This is a genomic window from Enterobacter sp. 296B2, assembly GCF_034106185.1.
GTDB classification, from domain to species: Bacteria; Pseudomonadota; Gammaproteobacteria; order Enterobacterales; family Enterobacteriaceae; genus Enterobacter; species Enterobacter cloacae_N.
The window spans coordinates 115,654-140,395 of sequence record NZ_JAWNCA010000002.1 but is presented as its reverse complement, the minus strand read 5'-3'; the positions used below and the strand labels follow the sequence as shown (position 1 = coordinate 140,395).

The window sequence follows — 24,742 nt, the reverse complement described above, 5'->3', positions numbered from 1 at the left end:
CAGTGTTACTCAATCTTGCGGAGAATGGTATGTCTGAAAAGCGTGTGGTAATGGTGGTTGATATGCAGAACGGGGTGTTTGAAACCCCTCGTCATCAGCGCAAGAACTGTGTCTCTTTGATCAACCAGCTTACGCAGGCAGCCGACACGGTGATTTTTATTCAGCATGCCGAGGCCGGGGGGCTGGAAGAGGGAAGTGAAGGGTTTGCGTTGCTGCCTGAACTCCATCAGCCCGCTGGCGCGCTGTACGTGACCAAGACCGCGTGTGATGCTTTTTACAACACCACGCTAGAAACGCTATTACGCGAGCAGGGCATTCGTGAGTTTGTCATTTGCGGCTGCGCCACCGACTACTGCGTTGATGCCACGGTCAAAAATGGCGTCAGCCGGGGTTACCACATTACCGTGGCGGAAGATGCCCATACCACCGCCAACCGCCCGGCAGCTGAAGCACACATCCTGATTAACCATCACAACGACGTCTGGCGAAACTTCATTGCGCCGGCGAACCCTGTCGCGGTGAAACGCACCGAAACAATTCTCGAAAACTGGAAAGCGAACTAATAATCAACCCACGGGTCTGACCTTTTTGCCCGAGCCGGGAGACCGGCCCGGGCAAGGTATTCGTGTGGTAATGCGTTGAGCACAGCAACAACCATAACAACAAGAAGGAAGCATCATGTTTAAGTCTTTTTTCCCAAAGCCGGGGCCTTTTTTCCTGTCGGCATTTATTTGGGCACTGATCGCGGTCGTGTTCTGGCTGGCGGGCGGCGGTGCATGGCTGGCACGCATCGTGGGGGCGACAGGCGAGGTGCCAATTAGCGCGGCGCGCTTCTGGTCGTTCAGCTATCTGCTGTTTTATGCCTATTACGCGCTGTGCGTGGGGCTGTTTGCGCTGTTCTGGTTTAATTATTCCCCTCATCGCTGGCAGACGTGGTCCATTCTGGGAACGTCGCTGATTATTTTTGTCACCTGGTTTCTGGTCGAAGTGAGCGTAGCCATTAACGCGTGGTATGCCCCGTTCTACGATCTCATCCAGAAAGCGCTGAGCGCCCCTAACAGGGTGCCAATCGGCGAGCTTTATAATCAGTTAAAAATTTTTATGGGCATTGCGATGATCGCTGTCACCGTGGCGGTGCTGAATAATTTCTTCGTCAGCCATTACGTCTTCCGCTGGCGTACGGCGATGAACGAATTCTACATGACGCACTGGGAGCGTCTGCGTCATATTGAGGGTGCTGCTCAGCGCGTTCAGGAAGACACCATGCGTTTCGCGTCAACGCTTGAGGATATGGGCGTCAGCCTGCTTAATGCCATCCTGAAACTGTTTGCGTTCTTACCGATTCTGGTCGCGCTTTCTCCCCATATTTCAGCATTGCCGATTGTCGGACATTTACCGTACGGCCTGCTTATCCCGGCGCTGATTTGGTCGCTTATGGGCACAGGCCTGCTTGCCGTCGTCGGGATTAAGCTGCCGGGCTTAGAGTTTAAGAACCAGCGTGTTGAAGCGGCCTATCGTAAGGAACTGGTCTACGGAGAGGACGACCCAACGCGCGCTGCGCCCCCGACGATAAAAGAGCTGTTCCGCAACGTCCGTTTCAACTACTTCAGGCTCTATTTCCACTACATGTATTTCAATATTGCCCGTATTTTCTATCTGCAGGTCGATACTGTTTTTGGACTATTCCTGTTGTTCCCGTCTATTGTTGCGGGAACAATCACGCTGGGCTTACTGACCCAGATTACGAACGTGTTCGATCAGGTCAGAAACTCATTCCAGTATCTGATCAACTCCTGGACCACGCTGGTAGAGTTGATGTCTATCTATAAACGTCTGCGCAGCTTTGAACATGAGCTGGGCGATCGTGACCTGCAGGAAGTCACCAACACATTTAGCTAATACAGGAAGTTGCTATGTCTTTTGCCTTACCGCGTGCGTTACCGTTGTCCTTGCTGGCTGCCCTCGTTCTGGCGGGCTGCGCCGAAAAAGGGGCGACTCCGCTTAAAAAGGGTGAGAAGCCCGTGGATGTGGCAAGCGTTGTGCGGCAAAAAATGCCCGCCAGCGTGAAGGATCGCAATGCGTGGGCCGATGCGCTGGCAAAAACCTTCGAAAGCCAGAAGATTGCCCCTACCGAGGAGAATATCTGCTCGGTGCTGGCGGTGGCGCAGCAGGAGTCGATGTACCAGTCAGACCCGGTGGTGCCGGGTCTCAACAAAATCGCCTGGAAAGAGATTGACCGCCGCGCGGAATCAATGCATATCCCGGTGTTCCTCGTGCATACCGCGCTGAAAATCACCTCGCCAAACGGCAAAAGCTACAGCGAACGGCTGGACACGGTGAAAACCGAAAAACAGCTCAGCGCCATCTTTGATGATTTCATTAACATGGTGCCGATGGGACAGAAACTGTTTGGCTCGCTGAATCCGGTTCACACCGGCGGCCCGATGCAGGTGAGCATTGCGTTTGCTGAGAAGCATACCGACGGCTACCCGTGGGAAATTGACGGTACGGTGCGTCAGGAGGTCTTCTCCCTGCGCGGCGGGCTGTGGTTCGGCACGTATCATCTGCTGAACTATCCGGCGAACTACAGCGAGCCGCTGTACCGCTTTGCAGACTTTAACGCGGGCTGGTATGCCAGCCGTAACGCGGCGTTTCAGAGTGCGGTCAGCCGCGCAAGCGGCGTCAAGCTGGCGCTGGACGGCGATCTTATCGCCTACGGCAGCAGCGAGGCGGGAAGCACCGAGCGGGCGATCCGGAAATTATCGACAGCGCTTGATATGAGTAATAGCGACATTCGGCGTCAGCTTGAGAAAGGCGACAGCCTGGCGTTTGAGAAAACGGATCTCTACAAGAAGGTATTTGCCCTTGCAGAGAAGAAGAGTGGGAAAACGTTACCGAGGGCTATTCTGCCGGGTATTCAGCTGGAAAGCCCTAAGATCACGCGTAACCTGACAACAGCATGGTTCGCGAAACGCGTGGACGATCGACGGGCTCGCTGTATGGGGCTTTAATGGCGACGACGAAAGCGCAGGACGAGCGCGACAACGCCTAAAATCATACACCCCGCGAGGAAGGGAACGAGGCCAAACAGCGTGCTCACGCCAAACCCGATTTCAACCCGCGGGCGTCCGTTATCCTGCACCTGCATCAGGTGTTCATAAACGCCTGGCGCGTGCACCAGCATATTGAGCAGCTGGGAGCCAGCCCAGAAACAGAACAGGACAAACAGGGCATACGCGATATTACCCGCCGTGGAGGTTTTTGGTTTGCCGCCAAAAATCGGTTTCGACAATGTAAAGTCAGCCATGTTGACCTCCCGAGATATCACTCTGTTTTAATTCGCGTCTTACGGAGTGAGTTTGACAGGTCATCGCATTTGTCAATATCAGAATCGTGGTAATTTTCGCTCAGGAATTCTCCTGGATTGTTGATTTCTGCAGCATGTCACAATTTGTTAACTTAAATGAAACTGCGCCGCGTTTCAGAATTTCCGCATCTGCCACAGACCTGGCGGTAAAACTGTGAGAGGATGTCTTTTTTTCCCTGCCGGAGTTGTTATGAAGCTCACGTCCAAACTTCGCCGTGACTGGCACTACTACGCCTTTGCTATTGGCCTGATTTTTATTCTTAACGGCGTCGTGGGGCTGTTGGGATTTGAGGCAAAAGGCTGGCAAACCTATGCCGTGGGCCTGGTGACCTGGGTAATCAGTTTCTGGCTCGCAGGGTTGATTATCCGCCGTCGTCCGGAAGAGACGACAGCGGAGGAGACGGCTAAGGGTGCCGATTAACCGTTGACGGAACTTTTCAGGGCGCTGTCGGCGGCGTGACGCTCCAGCGCCAGTTCGATCAGGCGGGTGATCAGCTCAGAGTAGCCTAGCCCGCTGGCCTGCCACAGTTTTGGATACATGCTAATGTTGGTGAAACCCGGCAGCGTGTTGATTTCATTGATAACAACTTCGTTCTCCGGCGTCAGGAACACATCTACGCGCGCCATGCCGCTGCAGCCGAGCGTCTGATAGGCGCGAATGGCGATCGCTCGGATCGCGTCGTTGATCGCCGGATCGATATTCGCCGGAACGACAACCTGTGCGCCTTTATCATCAATGTATTTGGTGTCATAGGAGTAGAAGTCGCTGTTTAAGACCACTTCACCGCAGGTGCTCGCCTGTGGAAAATCGTTGCCCAGCACGGCGCACTCAATTTCGCGGCCTTTGATCCCCTGCTCAACCACCACTTTATGGTCGAACTCAAACGCCATACGAACGGCCTGCGTGAACTCTGCTTCGCTGGTGACTTTGCTGACGCCCACGGAGGAGCCCTGATTGGCCGGCTTCACAAACAGCGGCAGACCCAATTCAGCGCTGATCTGCGCGAAGCTGTGCTTATCGCGGTTGGCGCGGGTGAGCGTCACGAATGGTGCGATATTCAGGCCGGCATCACGCAGTAGACGTTTGGTGACGTCTTTGTCCATGCAGGCGGCGGAGCCCAGTACGTCCGAGCCGACGAACGGCAGGTTGGCCATGCGCAACATCCCCTGCAGGGAACCATCTTCGCCCAGGGTGCCGTGCACGATAGGGAAGACCACGTCGATCTGGGCGAGAGCCTGCGCGTTGCCTGCGTCGATGAGCTGTCCCTTCATGACGCCGGGTACGGTGGCGACGCTGATCTCCGAAGGGTTGAGGGCGATGTGCGCCGGATCGTGGGCATTCAGCAGATACTGGCTGGCATCGTTAACGTGCCACTGGCCCTGTTTATCAATGCCCAGCAGCACCACGTCGAAACGGCTTTTATCGATCGCATCAACGATATTTTTAGCCGATTGCAATGACACCTCGTGCTCTGCTGATTTTCCCCCAAAGACAATACCTACGCGCTGCTTTGCCATCTCACTCTCTTCCAGTCTGACGAAAAGCCAATAACATACCACGATGCCCTGCGGGTTTCGCGGCCTTCTGCCATAATGTTTTGGGTAACAGTGAGGGGGGAGAGTGAAAGGAAAAACGCTGCTGATCGTTTTCATCCTTGGGGTAATCGCAACGGCGGGCTATCGCTGGTTGCCGTCTTACTACAACCCCTTCACGCCGCTGACCCTGGACGACCCGCCTGGCCGCATTACCCAGTATAAACTTCGGCGCTTAACGCCCGAAGTCTGCTCGAGCCTGTTAGCGCAGGCTAATCAAAGAAACCTTATTCGCACCCAGGCGGTGGCTGACAGCGGCGGGGAATGTCCGCTGAGCGACGTCGTGCGCGTGCGAGACTTCGGCCCGGTGAGCCTGAACGGCAGTTTTCTTGCCAGCTGTCCGCTGGCGCTCAGCTCGGCCCTGTTTGTCAGCCAGCAGGCCCGGCCCCTGACTAAACGCTTCACCGGCAGTGAACTGACCCGCATTGAGCACCTCGGCAGCTTTGCCTGCCGCAATATCTACCACCGGCCCGATGCGCGGCGCAGCGAGCATGCCACGGCAGAGGCGCTGGATATCGCCGCTTTTCGGCTGGCGAACGGGGAGCATGTTACGGTGCTGAAGGGCTGGAAATCGGCAAAAACGCAGCCCTGGTTGAAGGCTCTGCTGGCGGCAAGCTGCGGCTACTACGGTAACGGTCTTGGGCCGGAGTATAACGCGGCGCACGCCAGCCATTTTCATCTGGGAATGCGCGGTTTTGGCCTCTGTCGCTGAAGCATAATCTTCCGCCAGAAAATGGATGATTTGTGACTTATTTCACAAATATGATGACTGGGAAGATAAAACACCAAAGTCAGCAAGGCCGCATCTCTGGTGCGACGTTAAGGCGCGTAACTTGCTAATCTGACGGCGAATTCGCCTAAAAATGAAGACTATTTCTGTATGGAATCCTGGAAAGTTAATCTCATCTCGGTCTGGTTCGGCTGCTTCTTTACAGGGCTTGCCATCAGCCAGATCCTGCCGTTCCTGCCGCTGTACGTCTCGCAGCTGGGGGTCACCTCGCATGAAGCGCTCTCCATGTGGTCCGGCCTGACGTTCAGCGTCACGTTTCTGGTTTCCGCCATTGTGTCACCAATGTGGGGCAGCTTGGCCGACAGGAAAGGGCGCAAGCTGATGCTGCTGCGCGCCTCGCTCGGGATGGCGATAGCTATTCTGCTCCAGGCCTTTGCCACCAACGTCTGGCAGCTGTTTTTCCTGCGGGCGGTAATGGGGCTGACGTCCGGGTATATTCCCAACGCCATGGCGCTGGTTGCCTCTCAGGTGCCGCGCGAGCGCAGCGGCTGGGCGCTGAGTACGCTCTCTACCGCCCAGATCAGCGGCGTTATCGGCGGCCCGCTGCTGGGGGGCTTTCTGGCTGACCACGTCGGGCTGCGCGCGGTGTTCATCATCACCGCGATCCTGCTGGTGATCAGCTTTCTGGTTACGCTCTTTCTTATCAAAGAGGGTGGCCGCCCCGTTATCAGTAAATCTGAGCGCCTGAGCGGCAGGGCCGTCTTCGCCTCGCTGCCTTACCCGGGACTCGTGATTAGCCTGTTTGTCACCACCATGGTGATCCAGCTCTGCAACGGTTCGGTCGGCCCGATTCTGGCGCTGTTTATTAAGTCGATGGAGCCGGACAGCAACAATATCGCCTTTCTCAGCGGCATGATTGCCGCCGTGCCGGGCGTTTCCGCGCTGATCTCTGCGCCGCGCCTGGGGAAGTTAGGTGACAGGATCGGCACGGCGCGCATCTTGATGGCGACGCTGATTTTTGCGGTGGTGCTCTTCTTCGCCATGTCGTTTGTTACCTCTCCGCTTCAGCTGGGCGTGCTGCGATTTTTACTCGGCTTTGCGGATGGCGCTATGTTGCCTGCCGTACAGACGTTGCTGGTCAAATATTCCAGCGACCAGGTGACGGGGCGTATTTTTGGTTATAACCAGTCTTTTATGTATTTAGGCAACGTTGCCGGTCCGCTTATTGGCGCATCCGTTTCTGCAATGGCGGGTTTTCGCTGGGTATTTGCCGCGACGGCGATAGTCGTTTTAATCAATATTATTCAGCTGGCTATTGCCCTGCGTCGCCGCAGGCAAATAGCGGAGGCGAAATCGGCGAAATAACCGCTGACAGATGTATTATATATTCTTATGGTTGCCGCATTTTTTATAACAAAATGCGGCGTTTATTTTATAGAAAAACGTTTCGCTGAAAATGCCGGGGCGCTAATTTGGCGGCAACGTCACTTTTGCATAAGATAATACTTTTCTCCGCTTTGCATATTTCATTCCTGGTGTTAATTTCAGAGAAAATCCCATAAGGAAATAGCACGATGAAGAATCTCATTGCTGAGTTGCTGGTCAAGCTTGCACAAAAGGAAGAGGAGTCGAAAGAGCTGGTCGCCCAGGTCGAAGCGCTGGAAATCGTTGTCACGGCGCTGCTGCGGCAGATGGCAACATCTGACCAGCAGGCGTTAATTGATAGCATCGAAGGGGCGCTGGACAAGGCGCGGCCCGATACGCAGGTTCCGCCAGAGGATGCCGAGTTGCTGCAGCAATACGTAAAGAAGCTGTTGAGGCATCCGCGCAGTTAAGCCGTTACGGACGGTGCTGACATGTCATAAAATTGTCATGCCGGATGCCTGTAGTCGCTCTGTTTTATTTTTTATGTATTGGTACCTTGATAAAATAAATTGAAACAGAGCGCATGTTTCTTCGCGTTACTTCCCCTGTTAATTACCCCGGCTATTTATGCCGAGACCGTCTATTTCGGCGCGCTGGATATGAAATGATAAATTCCCGGCGGAAATCACAACTGCCGGGTGGTTTTTTTTCTGTCACGAACCAGACTTACAGGGAATGTTCACAAAAGGATGGTGCAATGAAAACAACATTACTGGTTACTCTGTTCTCCGGCCTGTTCCTGATCTCCTCGGCGAATGCGGAAGAGAAAACGCTCACGCCGCAGCAGCAACGTATGACCACCTGCAATCAACAGGCGACGTCCCAGAGTCTCAAGGGGGATGCGCGTAAGACTTACATGAGCGACTGCCTGAAAAACGGCGCCGCGAAACCCGGCGAAAAAAGCCTGACGCCGCAGCAGCAAAAAATGCGCGAGTGTAATGCGAAAGCGACCGAACAGTCCCTGAAGGGAGACGATCGCAGCAAGTTCATGAGTGCCTGCTTGAAGAAAAAAGTGTAGTTCTAACGGGTGAGCGGCGCGGGCTGCTCACCCGAAATTTCATACTTTCCCCGCAGACCCCCTCTCTATAATTTGGGAAAATGTTTCAGAATATTCCCAAAAATGATGAATGATGAAACGTATTACACCAAAAAGCGCATTCGGGAAGAGTGGAGTTTAACTCTTTCTCAGGATGACCCTCACCGCACCGGCTTCCAGCTCGCCAGGCGAGTTCGGCTGGCGCGCGCTGTCGGGCTGGCGGCGATGTTTTTCCCCGTGGCAGAAATGCTTGTCAGCCATTTTTTACCCGGCGGCTGGTGGTTGTTACTGGTGGGGTGGGCATTCGTCTGGCCGCACTTCGCCTGGCAGTTATCCTGCCGCGCCGCTTCACCTCTTCAGCAGGAGATCTTCAACCTTAAGATGGATGCCATTATCGCCGGGCTATGGATTGGCGTGATGGGAGTTTATGCGTTACCTGCGGCAGCGCTGTTGATGATGGTGGGTATAAATATGATGGGCTCAGGCGGCTGTCGTCTGTTTATTTCGGGGATGGCACTCACCACGCTTTCCGTGCTGGTCACATTACCTCTCGTTGGCCACGTGGTGCCCTTTAATCCGGGAGCGCTGGAGTGGGGCTTAACGCTTCCCGTCCTTATGCTTTATCCCATGCTGTTTGCCTGGCTTAGCCATCGTACTGCCGTCAGGCTGGCGGAACATAAGCGGCGGCTGGAAATGATGAGTACCCGTGACGGCATGACCGGGGTCTTTAACCGTCGACATTGGGAAATGCTGCTGCGCAATGAGTTTGAGCTCTGTCGCCGGAGCCACTGCACTGCCACGATATTGCTGATTGATATCGACCACTTTAAAAACATCAACGATACCTGGGGGCACGACGTGGGCGACAAGGCTATCGTGGCCATTACCCGCCAGCTCCAGATGTCGGTGCGGTCAGGCGATGCGATAGGCCGGTTTGGCGGGGATGAATTCGCGGTGATTATGTCCCAGACGGCCGCTGAAAGCGCCATCGCCGTCATGTCGCGGGTTCACGCGCGGCTGGAAACGCTATCGTTACCATGTGCGCCGAAAGAGCCTCTGCGCATCAGCGTGGGCGTGGCTCCCTGGGGACCGCAGTTTGTGCACTATCGGGAATGGCTGAAGGCGGCAGATGTGGCGCTGTATAAGGCGAAAAATGCCGGGCGCGGCCGCACCGAAGTGGCGGCCTGACGCCCGACCAGACATCAGGATTTACTCAGCTTCTCTGACTTTTCCATGCATTTGGCCATCGCCTCGATGACGGCCGAACGGAACCCGCGCTCTTCCAGCACCCGCACCGCTTCGATGGTGGTACCGGCCGGGGAGCAGACCATATCTTTCAGTTCTCCCGGGTGTTTACCGGTCTCCAGCACCATTTTGGCGGAGCCCATCACTGCCTGTGCGGCGAATTTATACGCCTGCGCGCGCGGCATACCGCCAAGCACGGCGGCGTCCGCCATCGCTTCTAAAAACATGAAGACGTACGCGGGGGCTGAACCGCTCACGCCGACCACCGGATGGATCATCGATTCCGCAATCACTTCCGCCTCGCCGAAGCAGCGGAAGATGTTCAGCACGTCCGCTACCTCTTCTGAGGTCACCAGCGCGTTAGGGGTGACGGAGGTCATGCCGGCGTTGACCAGTGAGGGGGTATTCGGCATTGCGCGGACGATTTTACGGTCGTGGCCCAGCGCGCGGGCCAGCTGATCGAGCGTCACGCCCGCGGCAATCGACACGACCAGCGTCTCTTTATTCAGGCTGGAGGTGATGTCGCTTAACACTTTGATCATGATGTTCGGCTTAACGGCACCAAAGACGATATCGGCAACCTGGGCCACCTCCTGCGCGCTTTCGGCGGCGTTGATCCCGTATTGATCGCGCAACGCGGCGACGTTATCCGGTGACGGGGTATAGACCCAAATCTGACCCGGCAGGACCTGCCCGCTGGCGATCAGGCCGCCCAGGATGGCTTTGCCCATGTTACCGCAGCCGATAAACCCGATTTTCTTATCCATCACGATTCTCCGTCATTATGCGTTGTTTTCTCTGATTGATAGCTTAACAACGAAATGCAGGCGACAATAGTCGGCAGAGTCATTATGGGGAGACAATATGGCGATTTGGGTTGATGCGGACGCGTGTCCGAATGTGATTAAAGAGATTTTATTCCGCGCCGCCGAGCGCGTTCAGATGCCGCTGACGCTGGTGGCGAACCAGAATATTCGCGTACCGCCTTCGCGGTTCATCCGCTCCTTGCGCGTGCCGGCCGGGTTCGACGTAGCGGATAACGAAATAGTTCGTCTGTGCAGCGCGGAGGATCTGGTTATTACCGCCGACATACCGCTGGCGGCTGAAGTGCTGGAGAAAGGGGCGGCGGCGCTCAACCCACGCGGTGAACGTTATTCGCCTTCAACCATTCGTGAAAAGCTCACCATGCGCGATTTTATGGATACGATGCGGGCCAGCGGCGTGCAGACCGGTGGACCGGACAGCCTGTCCCAGCGCGATCGCCAGCAGTTTGCCGCCGAACTGGATAAATGGCTGCTGGAAGTGAAGCGCCGTACAGCGTAATGATAATTATTGTCAATTTGTGGTACAGTGTGGCTTCCACAGGGTTGTCATCCCGTACCGCTTTGCAGTAAAGTAATCGACACATCTTCTGCAATTATTTCTTTACACTCTTCAGCCATTCGGCATCAAGGGGAACACCTGGCTATGACCCAACCCATCTTTTTAGTTGGCCCCCGCGGCTGTGGGAAAACCACCGTTGGCCTGGAACTGGCACGCGCGTGTCATCGTCAGTTTATTGATACCGACCACTGGCTGCAGACCGAGGCCGGCAAAACCATTGCAGACATCGTGGAGCAAGAGGGATGGGAAAGCTTTCGCGCCCGCGAAACGGCCGCGCTGAAAGCGGTCACCACGCCGTCAGCCGTCATTGCGACGGGAGGCGGCATTGTTCTGGCCGAATGTAATCGTCACTTTATGCGCGAAAAAGGCATTGTGATCTATCTCTGCGCGCCGGTGGCGGCGCTGGTCGGGCGCCTTGAGGCATTTCCTGAAGAGGGACAACGCCCGGCGCTGACGTCAAGGCCGCTCAGCGAAGAGGTGAGCGAAGTGCTGGCCGAGCGCGATGCCCTGTACCGTGAAGCGGCGCACCATGTTGTGGATGCCTCTGCGGCCCCGGAAGATGTGGTAATTCAGATTATTACCGCCCTGCGTCTGGCGTGTGCCAGCTAACCGCCGTCTATACTGATAGCTCAGACATAAAAAAAGGATGAGCTATGCCAACCAGACCTCCCTATCCGCGCGAAGCACGTATTGTTACCGTTGAAAAAGGCAATGGCGACCAGACTGTCACCTGGTACCAGCTGCGTGCCGATCACCCCAAACCGGACTCGCTGATCAGTGAACATGAGACTGAACAGGAAGCGCTGGATGCCAAACGGCGCTACGAAGATCCCGATAAGTCATGAATGTTTTCCTAAACGCTCCAATACCGTGCCTGAATCACACTTTTTACTCATCGCAAATGTTAAGCAGGAGTTAATATTTAGTTATTACAGGTAGCTCCGTTACCGGCAGGCGATCTTTACATTTCGGGACAGAGATCGCCTGCTACGCTTGGTGCTGTTTTGTTGAAAAAACGAACTGTGCAGCGTAGTGAGCCTGTACCTGTGTACACGTTTTTGTAGTGATGGAAGGCGAAGAAGATGAAGGCAACGTTGGCGATCCTCACCATTGGTGTGGTCCCTGTAAGCGAAGTGTTACCGCTCTTAACCGAGCATGTATCTGAACAACAGATCACGCATCTTAGCCTGCTGGGTAAGATGAGTCGGGAAGAGGTCATGGAAGACTACGCTGTAGAGGCGGGGGAGGATCCCCTGGCGACGTTATTAAGCGACGGTAAACTGGCGCATGTTTCTCGACAGAAAATTGAGCGTTCGCTGCAGGCTGTAATAGAAGTACTCGATAATCAAGCGTATGACGTTATTTTGCTGATGAGTACCGCCCCCATTAAGGGACTCATTGCGCGTAATGCGATTCTGCTTGAGCCAATGCGCATTATTCCTCCGCTGGTGGCCTCCATTGTTGACGGGCACCAGGTTGGGGTCATTGTGCCCATTGAGGAGCTCATGGACAACCAGGAAGTAAAATGGCATGTGCTCGAAAAAACGCCCCTGTATGCGCTGGCAAACCCCTTCTGGGACAGCGAGGCCAAACTCATTGCTGCCGGGAAGGCGCTGCTGGAGAGAGGGGCAGATGTGTTGATTCTGGACTGTCTTGGTTTCCACCAGCATCACCGCGATTTGCTGCAAAAGGCGCTGGACGTGCCGGTGCTGTTATCCAATGTTCTGATGGCTCGCCTGGCCTCAGAGCTTCTGACGTAATGATTTTGCGTGACAGGTGATGAGCATGGCCCCTATAGTGAATTTTTATCTCTGAATATAAGGGCCAGTTCATGCTTCAAAGTAACGAATACTTTTCCGGTAAAGTGAAATCCATCGGTTTTACCAGCAGCAGCACTGGCCGCGCCAGTGTGGGCGTGATGGCTGAAGGGGAATACACCTTTGGCACGGCTGAAGCGGAAGAGATGACGGTGGTCAGCGGCGCGCTGAACGTCTTACTGCCGGGTGAAACGGAATGGAAAGTTTACGCTGCCGGGCAAGTTTTCAACGTACCTGGCCACAGCGAGTTCCATTTGCAGGTTGCTGAGCCGACCTCTTATCTGTGCCGCTACCTGAAATAAAAAATAAGCCGGGTGGCGCTCACGCTTACCCGGCCTACGTTTTGCCTGTTATCTTTGCGCTTCGCCGCCAAGACCTTCCACCAGATTCTGAATTAACGCGGCCAGCTCGCCGGTCATCAGGATAAAGTCCGCGTCAAAGCGCTGGGCGTAATCTTCCCGGTCGATATCTTCGTTCTGATCGCGCAGTTCATCGCAGAACTTCAGACGCTTCACGGAGCCGTCGTCACACATCACGAACTGAATGCGCTGCTGCCAGTCGAGCGCCAGTTTGGTGACCACTTTACCAGCCTCAATGTGTACGGCGATCTCGTCGCTCACCAGATCCTGCTTCTTCGCGCGGATCACGCCGCCATCTTCCAGCAGGGCTTTCAGCTCGGCCTCGTCCAGGATCTGGAAACCTTGCGCCGCGGTACCGCTGCGGACCCATTCGGTCAGGGTCAGCTCAATCGGCGTTTCCAGCGCCAGCGGAACGACCGGTAAAGAGCCGATGCTTTTACGCAGCAGGGCCAGCGTATCTTCGGCTTTTTTGGCGCTGGCGCAGTCCACCATAATCAGCCCGTTAACGGTATCGATCCACATCATCGTCTGGCTGAAGCGGCTAAAGGCACGCGGCAGCAGAGAGTGCAGCACTTCGTCTTTCAGCGAATCTTTTTCGGTTTTTTTCAGCTTGCGGCCCTGTTCGGCTTCCAGCTTGAAAATTTTTGCTTCAAGCGCCTGCTTAACCACCGGCGTGGGCAGAATTTTCTCTTCTTTGCGGGCGCAGACGATGATTTGACCCGTGCTGCTGGCGTGGGTCAGTGCATCGCTTTGTGAGCCCATTGGCGGAACCCAGCCGGTTTTCGCCATATCCTGGCTACCGCAAGGGGAAAAGCTATAAGCGGCTAACTGTTTTTCCATCTCTTCTGCGCGCAGCGAAACGTCGCGGCTGAGACGGTAAACCATCAAATTTTTGAACCACAGCATGATAATTTCCACGGCCTTGTCGTTAAATCAGCGGGCATGATAACGAATTGTCGCATCGCTTGCATTGCTAATCGGGAAGCGTGCTTCTACTCTGTTGATAATCAAAATAATGAGGAGAGTCTTGTGCGTATTGGGATTGATTTGGGCGGCACCAAAACAGAAGTCATCGCACTGAGCGAGCAGGGGGAACAGCTGTTTCGCCATCGTCTGCCGACGCCGCGCGATGACTATCACCAGACGATCGAGACGATTGCCCGGCTGGTCGATATGGCCGAGCAGGCGACAGGACAAACCGGCAGCGTCGGGATGGGGATCCCGGGGTCGATCTCGCCGTATACCGGGGTGGTAAAAAACGCCAACTCCACCTGGCTCAACGGTCAGCCGTTTGATAAAGATTTAAGCGTGCGCCTGAACCGGGAAGTGCGTCTGGCCAACGACGCTAACTGCCTGGCGGTCTCTGAGGCCATCGACGGCGCGGCAGCCGGGGCGCAGACCGTGTTTGCGGTGATTATCGGTACCGGCTGCGGCGCGGGTGTGGCCTTTGGCGGACGTGCCCATATCGGCGGCAACGGCACGGCGGGCGAGTGGGGACACAACCCGCTGCCGTGGATGGATGAAGATGAGCTTAAATACCGCGCCGAGGTGCCGTGCTACTGCGGCAAGCAGGGCTGTATCGAGACGTTTATCTCCGGCACCGGTTTTGCGAACGACTACCATCGCCTGAGCGGTCAGCCGCTCAAGGGGAACGAGATTATGCGTCTGGTGGAAGAACAGGATCCCGTGGCCGAACTGGCGCTCAGCCGCTACGAAATGCGTCTGGCGAAATCGCTGGCGCACGTGGTGAATATTCTTGACCCGGACGTGATTGTGCTCGGCGGCGGCATGAGCAACGTTGATCGACTGTACGCCACGGTACCGAACCTGGTGAAACAGTGGGTCTTCGGCGGCGAGTGTGAAACCCCGATCCGTAAAGCCGTCCACGGCGACTCAAGCGGCGTGCGAGGCGCGGCGTGGTTATGGCCGGAATAAAAACAGGTTGTGTTTGTACCCTCTCCCCGTGGGAGAGGGCCAGGGTGAGGGCATCAGACCGCACCATCCCCCCATTTATTCCACCGCAAACACCCTATCCAGCCTGCTATACCCCAGCCCGTTGATTTTCTTCACCTTAATCTGCACCGGAATGCGTTCTTTCATCGCTTCAACGTGGCTGATCACCCCGATAGTTTTTCCAGTGGCGTTCAGCGCGTCGAGCGCATCCAGCGCGGTATCCAGCGTTTCACTGTCGAGCGTGCCGAACCCCTCATCCAGGAACAGGGAATCAATTCGCGTTTTATGGCTCACCAGATCGGACAGCGCTAACGCCAGCGCCAGGCTGACCAGGAAGCTTTCGCCGCCGGAGAGCGTACGCGTATCACGCACCGCATCGGCCTGCCAGGTGTCGACCACTTCCAGCTCCAGCGCCTCGCTGGCTTTGCGCTGCAGCAGATAACGCCCGTGCAGGCGGTTGAGCTGCTGGTTAGCGAGCCAGACCAGGTTATCCAGCGTCAGCCCCTGCGCGAACTTGCGGAACTTGTCGCCGGTGCTGGAGCCGATCAGCGCGTTCAGGTATCCCCAGTCATCTGCCTGGCGCGCGGCCTCTTCAATTTGCAGCATTAACGCCTGCTGATGCTGGCGGTTATCGCTGTCCTGCTTAAGCTGCTGGCGGATCTCGCCCTGATGCGTGGTGTTCTCGCGAAGCCGTTGCGCCAGCTGCTGCAGCTGGCTTTGCAGAGTTGACGCATCCGCGTCAAGTTCTTCCGGGCGCAGTGCAAGGTGCGCCTGCAGCTGCTGATTAGCCTGGCCGGAAAGGGCTGCGGCCTGCTGTATCTGGTTTTCCAGCGACTGTTTCAGCTGCTGGAGGTGACTGATAGCGTCGTCGTCCAGCAGGGCCGCAAGGAACGCCTCCCGATCGGCAAAACAGCTCGCTGCGATCGCCGCGGTGAATTGCGTCTGCGACTGCTGCAGGCGCTCGCGCTCCAGCGCTTCCTGCTGCTGCTGGACGGTGAGCTGGCTTTGCAGCGACACGCATTCATTGTGGATGTCGCGCCAGCCATCAGGGATGGCCGGTTCAGCCTCTTCGCTGTTTGTTGCCGGAAGCGTGTCGAGCAGCGGCTTCAGCGCGTTTATATGTTCCTGAAGCACGCCGTGCTGCGTTTGCTTCTCCTGCCATTGAGAGAATTCCGCTTCGCGGGCGTGCAGCCAGCCGGCTTCATTACCCTCTTCGGGAACGCTAAGCGAGAGTGCGAGCAGGGTGTGTTCCAGCGCCTGGCGGGCGGCCGTCAGCTGCTGCTGATACTGGCGCTCCTGCGCTTCCTGCTCGTTGAGCTGGTTTTGCAGGGTCAGGCGCTGGCTGAGCTGATAAAGCTGCCGCTCGTACTGTTCCTGCTCGTTCATCCATGGCGCGATATCCTCCTGAATATTCAATGCGATATTCAAAGACGTGCAGGCCTCCACCCACGCTTTAGTGAGTGCTTGCTCCTCCTGAGACAAGGCCTGCGCTTCGCCTGTCTCACGCTGGATTTGCTGAGCCAGGGCATTCACCTGCCCCAGCACCAGCAGGCCTTCCTCTTTAAGCGCGGCGACCTCTTTTTCCAGCGCATCACGGCGGCGCTGGTTATCCGTCAGCTCAAGCGACCGGTATTGCTCAACGGCAGGATGGTCACTGGAGCCGCACAGCGGACAGGGTTTGCCTGCCTCAAGCTGTGAGCGATAGCTTTCCAGATCTTTAATCGTCGCTTCACGTTCGCACAGGGCCTTCAGGTCCAGATAGTGCTGGTGTTTCTCTTTGTACTGCTGGCGGCGCAGCGCCAGCGTTTCATTGAGCTTGCTCTGCTCCGCCTGGGCTTTTTGCGCGCTTTCACCGCTCTGGCGCAGGCGCTTTTGCAGCGGCTGATAGCGGACATGGAGCGACGTCAGCTGCTGACGCAGCGTGCGGGACCGGGACTGCTGCTCCATGGCCGCGCTGACCTCATCCGCCGTCAGCGTCAGCGTATTTTCCGGCATCTCCGCCAGCTTCTGACGTAGCTCAGTCATCCGCGCAGCAAGTGCGGCGAGCTGACTTTTGTCACGGTTTAGCTGTGAGAACTGGGCGCGCCAGCCGGCAATTTCCTGTCCCAGCAGGCGATAACGCTCGTGCTCCGCCAGCCACTGCGCCAGTGCCGTCAGTTCGGCCTGTAGCCGCTCATGGGTACGCAGGGCGGTATTGCGGATCCGCGCGCGCAGTGCGGTTTTGGCCTGTAAGCGAGTATTTACTTCGTTGATTCGCTGCTGGGTTTGCGTCAGACGTGAGGTTTGCTCCTGCTGGTGCTCCCAGAGCGGACGAAGCTGGGCGGCGGGCAGAGCAAGCTGGAGCTTTGCCAGTTCCGGCGCCGCGTTCGTTAGCGCCTGTTGCGCCTGCTGCTGCAGGGCGGTGACGCGCTGCTGCTCCTGCACAAGCTCGTCATGGCGCGTAAGCCACTGAAAATCTTTCTGCTGTCGCTGCTGTTGGGCCAGCAGGGTTTTCTCTTCGTCAGTAAGTGCCTGCAAACTTTGCTGCAACTGCTGCTGTTGCGCTTCGCTGAGCAGCACGACGCCCGCCGCCTGCGCCTCGTACTTTTCCAGCACGCCGCGTGCAGCTTTGTGTTTTTCAAACACCATGGCGGAAATCTGACCGTAGATCTCGGTGCCGGTTAGCTCTTCCAGCAATTCTGCGCGATCGCCCGGTTTGGCATTCAGGAAGGCGGCAAACTGTCCCTGCGAGAGCAGCATCGAGCGGGTAAAGCGGCCGTAGTCCAGCCCGGTGAGCGCCGCGGTTTGCTCCAGTTTATCCGAAACCTTATCGGCCAGAATCTTGCCGTCCTCGCAGCGGGCCAGCTCCACGCGCGGTGCCTGTAAGTTCCCGTCCGGCTGGTTGCGCGCCCGGTTCTGGCTCCAGAAGGCGCGATAGGCAACGCCTTTCACCTCAAACTCCACTTCCGCCAGGCACTCGGCTGTATCGCGTGTCATCAGGTCGTTTTGCGCCTGAGAGACCTTATTCAGGCGCGGCGTTTCGTGGTAGAGCGCAAGGCAGATGGCGTCGAGCAGGGTAGTTTTGCCCGCACCGGTTGCGCCAGTGATGGCAAACAGGCCGTTGCTGGCAAACGGCTCCGCGGTGAAGTCAATTTTCCACTCGCCCTTGAGGGAGTTGAGATTTTTCAGACGCAGGCTCAGAATTTTCATGCGTTTTCTTCCTCGTCATTGAGGGCGTGCAGGGTATGGCTGAACAGCTCGTTGAGCCGGAGGCGCTTCGCATCATCGATCTCTTCCTGCGACAGGCGGCGTTCAAATACCTCTTCTACCCGCAGTTCACTGAGGGTTTCACGCTGTGCGCCGAGCAGAATTTTCTCGCGCTGCTCGCGGCTGCGGCGCACCAGCAACACCTCTACCGGCAACTCTTCGGTCAGCGCCTGAATTTTCCGCTGCATATCGTGGAGATAGTCGTCGGTGGTGATTTCGATATCCAGCCAGACGGGCGGGTTAAGCTCCGCGCCGCGCCACTGCTCAAGCTGGGCGGTAATGGCGTCCAGATCGCCCTTCAGCACCGCCAGCGGCTGGGTGACCGGCACCTCCAGCGTCTCGACGGCGCTGAGTTTACCCTCGCTGAAGCTCACCAGATGCACGGACTTGGCTTTCCCGGTTTCATCGAAGCTGAGCGAAATAGGGGAACCACAGTAGCGGATATGCTCGCAGCCGCCGATGACCTGGGCACGGTGAATGTGCCCGAGCGCGATGTAGTCGGCTGGCGGGAAGTTTTGCGCCGGGAACGCATCCAGCGTGCCGATATAGATCTCGCGGACAGCGTCACTTTTACTTGCCCCGACGGTGGTGAGGTGCCCGGTGGCAATGACCGGAATGGCCTGTTCACCGCGCAGGGCGCAGGCATCGGCATGCTGCTGGTGGTAATAATCGGTGATGGCCTGTAATAAATGCTGCTGCTTTTCCGCACCCGACAGCCCCGCCTGGCTTTGCACGATGTCGCGCGGCCGTAAAAACGGAATGGGGCACAGTACCGCCCCCGGGGTGCCGTCGCGTTTTTTCAGGATCTGGGGCGCGTGCCCGGCGCTGGCGACCACGGTGGTATTGAGAAACGCCAGGATGTCGCGGGATTCATTGAGCGTCGCGACGGAATCATGGTTGCCGGCGACAATCACCAGATGACAGCCGGTCTGCTGCAGGTTGACAACGAAGCGGTTGTACAGCTCACGCGCATAGCTGGGGGGCGAGCCGGTATCAAAGATGTCACCCGCCACGATAATCGCGTCCACCTCGTGCGTCCGGGCCGTTTCCAGCAGCCAGTTCAGGAACGCTTCATGTTCAGCCGCACGGCTTTTGCTGTAAAAATTTTGACCCAGATGCCAGTCCGAGGTGTGAAGTATGCGCATAGGAGATCCGTGGCGAAAAACGATGCGGGCGATTATAAACTGTCAGGGAGAGGAAAATAACCGCTGTAATAAAACAACAGTTTGCCATTTGTAGTGGTACTGTTTTTCATAAATCTGTCATAAAACTGACGCATAATGGCGCCGCATTACAAACTTGTAACTTAAATAAGATAAGACAGGGCAAAGTATGGCGAGACGTATTCTGGTCGTAGAAGATGAAGCTCCAATTCGTGAAATGGTGTGCTTCGTGCTCGAACAAAATGGCTTCCAGCCGGTTGAAGCGGAAGATTATGACAGCGCGGTGAACCAGCTGAATGAACCCTGGCCCGATCTGATTCTGCTTGACTGGATGTTGCCCGGCGGCTCCGGACTGCAGTTTATCAAACACCTGAAGCGTGAAGCGCTGACCCGCGACATCCCGGTTGTGATGCTCACGGCGCGCGGAGAGGAAGAGGATCGCGTGCGCGGTCTGGAGACCGGCGCGGACGATTACATTACCAAGCCTTTCTCCCCGAAAGAGCTGGTTGCGCGCATTAAGGCCGTCATGCGCCGGATTTCGCCGATGGCGGTGGAAGAGGTGATCGAAATGCAGGGCCTCAGCCTTGACCCAACGTCACACCGCGTGATGACCGGCGAAAACCCCCTCGACATGGGGCCTACCGAATTTAAACTCCTGCACTTCTTTATGACCCATCCGGAACGCGTTTACAGCCGCGAGCAGTTGCTGAATAACGTCTGGGGAACTAACGTGTATGTCGAAGACCGGACGGTTGACGTACATATCCGCCGCCTGCGAAAAGCGCTGGAACTGAGCGGCCACGATCGCATGGTACAGACGGTCCGCGGCACGGGTTATCGTTTCTCGACCCGTTTCTGAACAATGACAGGAGTGTGACGCGTGCTGGAACGTCTGTCATGGAAAAGGCTCGTCTTTGAACTGATCTTATGCTGTATTCCGGCCCTTCTTCTGGGGGCCTTTCTTGGGCATCTGCCGTGGTTTCTGCTGGCGGCGGTCACCGGGCTGTTAGTCTGGCATTTCTGGAACCTGCTGCGTCTCTCATGGTGGCTGTGGGTTGACCGCAGCATGACGCCGCCGCCGGGAAGCGGCAGCTGGGAGCCGCTGCTGTACGGTCTGCACCAGATGCAGATGCGTAATAAAAAGCGCCGTCGCGAGCTGGGAAGCCTGATCAAACGCTTTCGCAGCGGTGCAGAGTCGCTGCCGGATGCGGTGATCCTGACAACCGAAGAAGGGACAATCTTCTGGTGTAACGGCCTTGCGCAACAGCTGCTGGGCCTGCGCTGGCCGGACGATAATGGTCAGAACATCCTCAATCTTCTGCGTTATCCCGAGTTCACGCTGTATCTGAAAAAGCGTGATTTTACCCGTCCACACAATCTGAAGCTGAATAACGGTCGCCATCTGGAAATCCGCGTTATGCCCTACAGCGATCGCCAGTGGCTGATGGTGGCGCGCGACGTTACCCAGATGCACCAGCTGGAAGGGGCGCGTCGTAACTTCTTCGCCAATGTGAGCCACGAGCTACGCACTCCGTTGACCGTGCTGCAGGGCTACCTGGAGATGATGCAGGAGCAAACCCTGGAAGGCGCGCCGCGTGAAAAAGCGCTGCACACGATGCGCGAGCAAACGCACCGTATGGAAGGGCTGGTGAAACAGCTGCTGACGCTCTCGAAGATTGAAGCGGCGCCGTCGCTTGCGCTGAATGACACCATAGATGTGCCAATGATGCTGCGCGTCGTGGAGCGTGAAGCGCAGACGTTAAGCCATAAAAAACATCAGCTGACCTTTGACGTCGACAATACGCTGAAGGTGCTGGGCAGCGAAGATGAACTGCGTAGCGCCATCTCCAACCTGGTGTACAACGCGGTAAACCATACGCCGGAAGGGACGGATATCGTGGTGCGTTGGCAGCATACGCCAGCAGGCGCCGAGTTTAGCGTGGAGGATAACGGGCCGGGGATTGCCCCGGAGCATATTCCGCGCCTGACCGAGCGTTTCTACCGGGTGGATAAAGCGCGTTCGCGGCAGACGGGGGGGAGCGGACTGGGGCTGGCGATTGTGAAACACGCGGTGAATCACCATGAAAGCCGTCTCGATATTCAGAGTACCCTGGGTAAAGGAACCCGTTTCAGTTTCGTTATCCCGGAACGATTAATTGCCAAAAAGAGCGCCTGACGGCAGGCGTGTCATTTTACCTTTCCACGGGTCAGCGTTTGCTGGCCCGTTTGCTTTGCAGTCAAGCGAAACGCGTGTGAATTTTATACGGCTGGCTGTTTTTTGTTCGCATGATTAGCCATGGGTTTTTCTTATAATTAGCGTATTGTGCTGGAGTGTATTTTCATGCTGGCATATTGTTCTGGTTTTACGATCCCACCTTGCCTTTAAACGTTATAAGCGTTTAAATTGCCCCCCAGATACTGTCAGACCGACTGTATTTGCGTGGTAAATCGAAAAACTATTCTTCTCCACGCCAGGACGGGAGCATTTCCCGCTGAAATTGAGCAAATTTTCGGCTGTATCGTCCCGTCAGGGGAATCGAAAATCTCAACGTTTTCAACACCACATCCACAGGCAGTAAGGTTTTATGACCCATCACTTAAAATCGCGTGACATTATCGCGCTGGGCTTTATGACATTTGCGCTGTTCGTTGGCGCAGGCAACATCATTTTCCCTCCAATGGTTGGCTTACAGGCGGGTGAACACGTCTGGACCGCCGCGTTTGGTTTCCTGATTACTGCCGTGGGTCTGCCGGTCCTGACCGTTGTCGCGCTGGCGAAAGTCGGCGGCGGCGTGGATAGCCTCAGCACCCCGATTGGTAAAGTGGCGGGCGTACTGCTGGCTACCGTCTGCTATCTGGCCGTTGGCCCGCTGTTTGCGACCCCGCGTACCGCGACCGTTTCCTTCGAAGTAGGGATTGCTCCTCTGACCGGCGACGGCGCGATGCCGCTGTTTATCTACAGCCTGATTTACTTTGCCATCGTGATCCTGGTTTCCCTCTATCCGGGCAAGCTGCTGGACACGGTCGGTAACTTCCTGGCGCCGCTGAAAATTGTGGCGCTGATCGTACTGGCCGTGGCGGCCATCATCTGGCCAGCGGGTCCAATTAGCGACGCGATGGACGCCTATAAAAACGCCGCGTTCTCTAACGGCTTTGTGAACGGCTACCTGACGATGGATACGCTGGGCGCGATGGTGTTTGGTATCGTTATCGTTAACGCCGCGCGTTCCCGCGGTGTGACCGAAGCGCGTCTGCTGACCCGCTATACCATCTGGGCTGGCCTGATGGCCGGTGTAGGCCTGACGCTGCTGTATCTGGCGCTGTTCCGCCTGGGCTCTGATAGCGCGATGCTGGTTGATCAAAACGCCAACGGTGCGGCTATCCTGCACGCTTACGTTCAGCACACCTTCGGTGGTGCGGGCAGTATGCTGCTGGCGGCGCTGATTTTCCTGGCGTGTCTGGTAACCGCGGTTGGCCTGACCTGCGCCTGCGCAGAGTTCTTTGCTCAGTATCTGCCGCTCTCATACCGTACCCTGGTGTTTATCCTCGGTATCTTCTCCATGGCGGTGTCCAACCTCGGTCTGAGCCACCTGATTCAGGTCTCGATTCCGGTGCTGACGGCGATTTATCCGCCGTGCATCGTGCTGGTGGTGTTGAGCTTCACCCGTCCGTGGTGGCATAACTCCTCACGAATTATTGCGCCAGCCATGTTTATCAGCCTGATTTTTGGTATCCTTGACGGGATTAAAGCATCAGCGTTCGCTGAAATTCTGCCAGCCTGGACACAGCGTCTGCCGCTGTCCGAGCAGGGCCTGGCCTGGCTGATGCCTACCGTTGTTGCACTGGTTCTGGCGGTTATCTGGGATCGTGCTGCAGGGCGTCAGGTCGCATCTAACGCTCATTAATCAACGGCAACAAACTGTTTAACCACGGGGCTTAAGGCCCCGTGGTTTTTTGTTTTTTTCGTGTTGAATGGCAAGATTTAAATGGAAAGCACTAACAAACTTAAACGTGGATTGAGCACGCGCCACATCCGCTTTATGGCGCTGGGCTCTGCTATCGGCACCGGTCTTTTTTATGGCTCGGCAGATGCCATCAAAATGGCCGGTCCCAGCGTTCTGCTGGCGTACATTATCGGCGGCGTGGCGGCGTATATCATCATGCGCGCCCTCGGCGAAATGTCGGTTCACAACCCGTCTGCCAGCTCCTTCTCCCGCTACGCGCAGGAAAACCTCGGCCCGCTGGCCGGGTTTATCACCGGCTGGACCTACTGCTTTGAAATTTTGATTGTGGCGATTGCCGACGTGACGGCATTCGGCATCTATATGGGCGTCTGGTTCCCGGCGGTGCCGCACTGGATTTGGGTGCTGAGCGTGGTGTTGCTCATTTGCGCCGTCAACCTGATGAGCGTGAAGGTGTTCGGCGAGCTGGAGTTCTGGTTCTCCTTCTTCAAGGTCGCCACCATCATCATCATGATTGTGGCCGGTTTCGGGATCATTATTTGGGGAATTGGCAACGGCGGGCAGCCGACCGGTATTCACAACCTCTGGAGCAACGGTGGCTTCTTCAGCAACGGCTGGCTCGGGATGGTCATGTCGCTGCAAATGGTGATGTTCGCCTACGGCGGTATCGAGATTATCGGTATCACCGCCGGGGAAGCGAAAGATCCAGAGAAGTCCATTCCGCGCGCCATCAACTCGGTGCCGATGCGTATTCTGGTGTTCTATGTGGGTACGCTGTTCGTGATTATGTCCATCTACCCGTGGAATCAGGTGGGTACCAACGGTAGCCCGTTTGTTCTGACCTTCCAGCATATGGGGATTGCCTTTGCGGCCAGCATTCTTAACTTTGTGGTGCTAACCGCGTCGCTCTCCGCGATAAACAGTGACGTCTTTGGCGTGGGCCGCATGCTTCACGGCATGGCGGAGCAGGGCAGCGCGCCGAAGGTGTTCGCCAAAACGTCACGCCGCGGCACGCCGTGGGTGACGGTGGTGGTGATGACCGTAGCGCTGCTGTTCTCGGTTTACCTGAACTACATCATGCCGGAGAACGTTTTCCTGGTGATTGCGTCCCTGGCGACCTTCGCGACGGTATGGGTATGGATCATGATCCTGCTGTCGCAGATTGCCTTCCGCCGTCGTCTGTCGCCGGATGAGGCGAAAGCGCTGAAGTTTAAGGTGCCGGGCGGGGTGGCGACAACCGTGGTCGGGCTGATCTTCCTGGTGTTTATCATTGGCCTGATTGGCTACCACCCGGATACCCGCATTTCCCTGTACGTGGGCTGTGCGTGGATCGTTCTGTTGCTGATCGGCTGGGTGTTTAAGTGCCGCCGCGACCGCCAGCTGGCGGAAGCGCAGTAATATCCATTTTCCCTCTCCCCGTGGGAGAGGGTTAGGGTGAGGGCATCAGGCCGCACAGATGCCTC

The 24,742-nt window shown here is 56.4% G+C and carries 25 protein-coding genes; 19 read left to right on the top strand and 6 right to left on the bottom strand.

Annotation, left to right across the window (positions count from 1 at the left end; all coding sequences use genetic code 11):
* Positions 1-29 precede the first annotated feature (29 nt).
* The 3 genes from URZ40_RS02270 to URZ40_RS02260 all read left to right on the top strand — a co-directional run bounded on the left by URZ40_RS02270 (position 30) and on the right by URZ40_RS02260 (position 3,011).
* The gene (locus URZ40_RS02270) at positions 30-563 is read left to right on the top strand and encodes an isochorismatase family protein (RefSeq protein WP_116341677.1); all 534 of its coding nucleotides are present in this window, start codon (positions 30-32) and stop codon (positions 561-563) included.
* Positions 564-678: 115 nt separating this feature from the next.
* A complete protein-coding gene (gene sbmA, locus URZ40_RS02265; protein WP_163330402.1) occupies positions 679-1,899 on the top strand; it encodes a peptide antibiotic transporter SbmA in 1,221 nt (406 codons plus the stop codon).
* A gap of 14 nt (positions 1,900-1,913) precedes the next feature.
* On the top strand, positions 1,914-3,011 hold the full coding sequence (locus URZ40_RS02260) for a DUF1615 domain-containing protein (RefSeq protein WP_302220095.1): 1,098 nt from the start codon (positions 1,914-1,916) through the stop codon (positions 3,009-3,011).
* Here the strand turns inward: URZ40_RS02260 and URZ40_RS02255 are convergent.
* Complete coding sequence (locus tag URZ40_RS02255) at positions 3,008-3,307, bottom strand: DUF2755 family protein (RefSeq protein WP_014882725.1); 300 nt, start codon at positions 3,305-3,307, stop codon at positions 3,008-3,010. The two genes, URZ40_RS02260 and URZ40_RS02255, sit on opposite strands and share 4 nt — an antisense overlap.
* Positions 3,308-3,557: 250 nt before the next feature.
* Here URZ40_RS02255 and URZ40_RS02250 point away from each other — a divergent pair, with 250 nt between their 5' ends.
* Entirely contained in the window at positions 3,558-3,788 is a 231-nt protein-coding gene (locus tag URZ40_RS02250) for a DUF2754 domain-containing protein (protein ID WP_028012119.1), read from the top strand.
* Here the strand turns inward: URZ40_RS02250 and ddlA are convergent.
* Positions 3,785-4,885: a D-alanine--D-alanine ligase gene (gene ddlA / locus URZ40_RS02245; protein WP_320719695.1), complete on the bottom strand. Its 1,101-nt coding sequence runs from the start codon at positions 4,883-4,885 to the stop codon at positions 3,785-3,787. The genes URZ40_RS02250 and ddlA overlap by 4 nt on opposite strands.
* Before the next feature lie 103 nt (positions 4,886-4,988).
* Between ddlA and URZ40_RS02240 the strand changes: the two genes are divergently transcribed.
* From URZ40_RS02240 to adrA, 5 genes are all read left to right on the top strand, one after another.
* Positions 4,989-5,672: an extensin family protein gene (locus tag URZ40_RS02240; protein WP_320719694.1), complete on the top strand. Its 684-nt coding sequence runs from the start codon at positions 4,989-4,991 to the stop codon at positions 5,670-5,672.
* Positions 5,673-5,840: 168 nt separating this feature from the next.
* Positions 5,841-7,055, top strand: a complete 1,215-nt coding sequence (locus URZ40_RS02235; RefSeq protein WP_192983487.1) for a multidrug efflux MFS transporter — start codon at positions 5,841-5,843, stop codon at positions 7,053-7,055.
* Positions 7,056-7,264: 209 nt separating this feature from the next.
* The gene (iraP, locus tag URZ40_RS02230) at positions 7,265-7,525 is read left to right on the top strand and encodes an anti-adapter protein IraP (protein WP_061099070.1); all 261 of its coding nucleotides are present in this window, start codon (positions 7,265-7,267) and stop codon (positions 7,523-7,525) included.
* 287 nt (positions 7,526-7,812) lie between these two features.
* Positions 7,813-8,133, top strand: a complete 321-nt coding sequence (gene psiF / locus URZ40_RS02225; RefSeq protein ID WP_192983485.1) for a phosphate starvation-inducible protein PsiF — start codon at positions 7,813-7,815, stop codon at positions 8,131-8,133.
* A gap of 102 nt (positions 8,134-8,235) precedes the next feature.
* Positions 8,236-9,339: a diguanylate cyclase AdrA gene (gene adrA, locus URZ40_RS02220; RefSeq protein WP_320719692.1), complete on the top strand. Its 1,104-nt coding sequence runs from the start codon at positions 8,236-8,238 to the stop codon at positions 9,337-9,339.
* 14 nt (positions 9,340-9,353) lie between these two features.
* On the opposite strand, the gene proC is transcribed toward adrA, so the two are convergent.
* Positions 9,354-10,163 carry a pyrroline-5-carboxylate reductase gene (gene proC / locus URZ40_RS02215; protein ID WP_041911103.1) on the bottom strand — a complete coding sequence of 270 codons (810 nt, stop codon included), beginning with the start codon at positions 10,161-10,163 and terminating at the stop codon, positions 9,354-9,356.
* A 97-nt stretch (positions 10,164-10,260) separates the two neighbouring features.
* On the opposite strand from proC, the gene URZ40_RS02210 reads away from it, so the two are divergent.
* The 5 genes from URZ40_RS02210 to ppnP all read left to right on the top strand — a co-directional run bounded on the left by URZ40_RS02210 (position 10,261) and on the right by ppnP (position 12,898).
* Positions 10,261-10,719: a YaiI/YqxD family protein gene (locus tag URZ40_RS02210; RefSeq protein ID WP_010428006.1), complete on the top strand. Its 459-nt coding sequence runs from the start codon at positions 10,261-10,263 to the stop codon at positions 10,717-10,719.
* Positions 10,720-10,863: 144 nt separating this feature from the next.
* Entirely contained in the window at positions 10,864-11,388 is a 525-nt protein-coding gene (aroL, locus tag URZ40_RS02205) for a shikimate kinase AroL (RefSeq protein ID WP_163330408.1), read from the top strand.
* A gap of 44 nt (positions 11,389-11,432) precedes the next feature.
* Positions 11,433-11,624 (top strand): protein YaiA, encoded by a 192-nt coding sequence (gene yaiA, locus URZ40_RS02200; protein ID WP_013095817.1) that lies wholly within the window; start codon positions 11,433-11,435, stop codon positions 11,622-11,624.
* A 237-nt stretch (positions 11,625-11,861) separates the two neighbouring features.
* A complete protein-coding gene (locus tag URZ40_RS02195; protein ID WP_320719691.1) occupies positions 11,862-12,539 on the top strand; it encodes an AroM family protein in 678 nt (225 codons plus the stop codon).
* A 71-nt stretch (positions 12,540-12,610) separates the two neighbouring features.
* The gene (gene ppnP, locus URZ40_RS02190; protein ID WP_008503270.1) at positions 12,611-12,898 is read left to right on the top strand and encodes a pyrimidine/purine nucleoside phosphorylase; all 288 of its coding nucleotides are present in this window, start codon (positions 12,611-12,613) and stop codon (positions 12,896-12,898) included.
* A gap of 48 nt (positions 12,899-12,946) precedes the next feature.
* Here ppnP and rdgC read toward each other — a convergent pair whose 3' ends face one another.
* On the bottom strand, positions 12,947-13,861 hold the full coding sequence (rdgC, locus tag URZ40_RS02185; RefSeq protein ID WP_014882739.1) for a recombination-associated protein RdgC: 915 nt from the start codon (positions 13,859-13,861) through the stop codon (positions 12,947-12,949).
* A gap of 123 nt (positions 13,862-13,984) precedes the next feature.
* Here rdgC and mak point away from each other — a divergent pair, with 123 nt between their 5' ends.
* Entirely contained in the window at positions 13,985-14,890 is a 906-nt protein-coding gene (gene mak / locus URZ40_RS02180; protein WP_316380325.1) for a fructokinase, read from the top strand.
* A gap of 75 nt (positions 14,891-14,965) precedes the next feature.
* On the opposite strand, the gene sbcC is transcribed toward mak, so the two are convergent.
* Together sbcC and sbcD are read right to left on the bottom strand one after the other, a co-directional pair.
* Positions 14,966-18,097 (bottom strand): exonuclease subunit SbcC, encoded by a 3,132-nt coding sequence (gene sbcC / locus URZ40_RS02175; protein WP_320719690.1) that lies wholly within the window; start codon positions 18,095-18,097, stop codon positions 14,966-14,968.
* Positions 18,094-19,299, bottom strand: a complete 1,206-nt coding sequence (gene sbcD / locus URZ40_RS02170; protein ID WP_320719689.1) for an exonuclease subunit SbcD — start codon at positions 19,297-19,299, stop codon at positions 18,094-18,096. The genes sbcC and sbcD overlap by 4 nt, the downstream gene beginning before the upstream one ends.
* Before the next feature lie 187 nt (positions 19,300-19,486).
* Between sbcD and phoB the strand changes: the two genes are divergently transcribed.
* From phoB to proY, 4 genes are all read left to right on the top strand, one after another.
* Positions 19,487-20,176, top strand: coding sequence for a phosphate response regulator transcription factor PhoB (gene phoB, locus URZ40_RS02165; protein ID WP_008503265.1), 690 nt, complete (start codon positions 19,487-19,489; stop codon positions 20,174-20,176).
* A 21-nt stretch (positions 20,177-20,197) separates the two neighbouring features.
* On the top strand, positions 20,198-21,493 hold the full coding sequence (phoR, locus tag URZ40_RS02160) for a phosphate regulon sensor histidine kinase PhoR (RefSeq protein ID WP_262804310.1): 1,296 nt from the start codon (positions 20,198-20,200) through the stop codon (positions 21,491-21,493).
* Between the two features lie 409 nt (positions 21,494-21,902).
* Positions 21,903-23,222, top strand: coding sequence for a branched-chain amino acid transporter carrier protein BrnQ (brnQ, locus tag URZ40_RS02155; RefSeq protein ID WP_116341649.1), 1,320 nt, complete (start codon positions 21,903-21,905; stop codon positions 23,220-23,222).
* A gap of 81 nt (positions 23,223-23,303) precedes the next feature.
* On the top strand, positions 23,304-24,677 hold the full coding sequence (proY, locus tag URZ40_RS02150; protein ID WP_028012135.1) for a proline-specific permease ProY: 1,374 nt from the start codon (positions 23,304-23,306) through the stop codon (positions 24,675-24,677).
* Positions 24,678-24,742 lie beyond the last annotated feature (65 nt).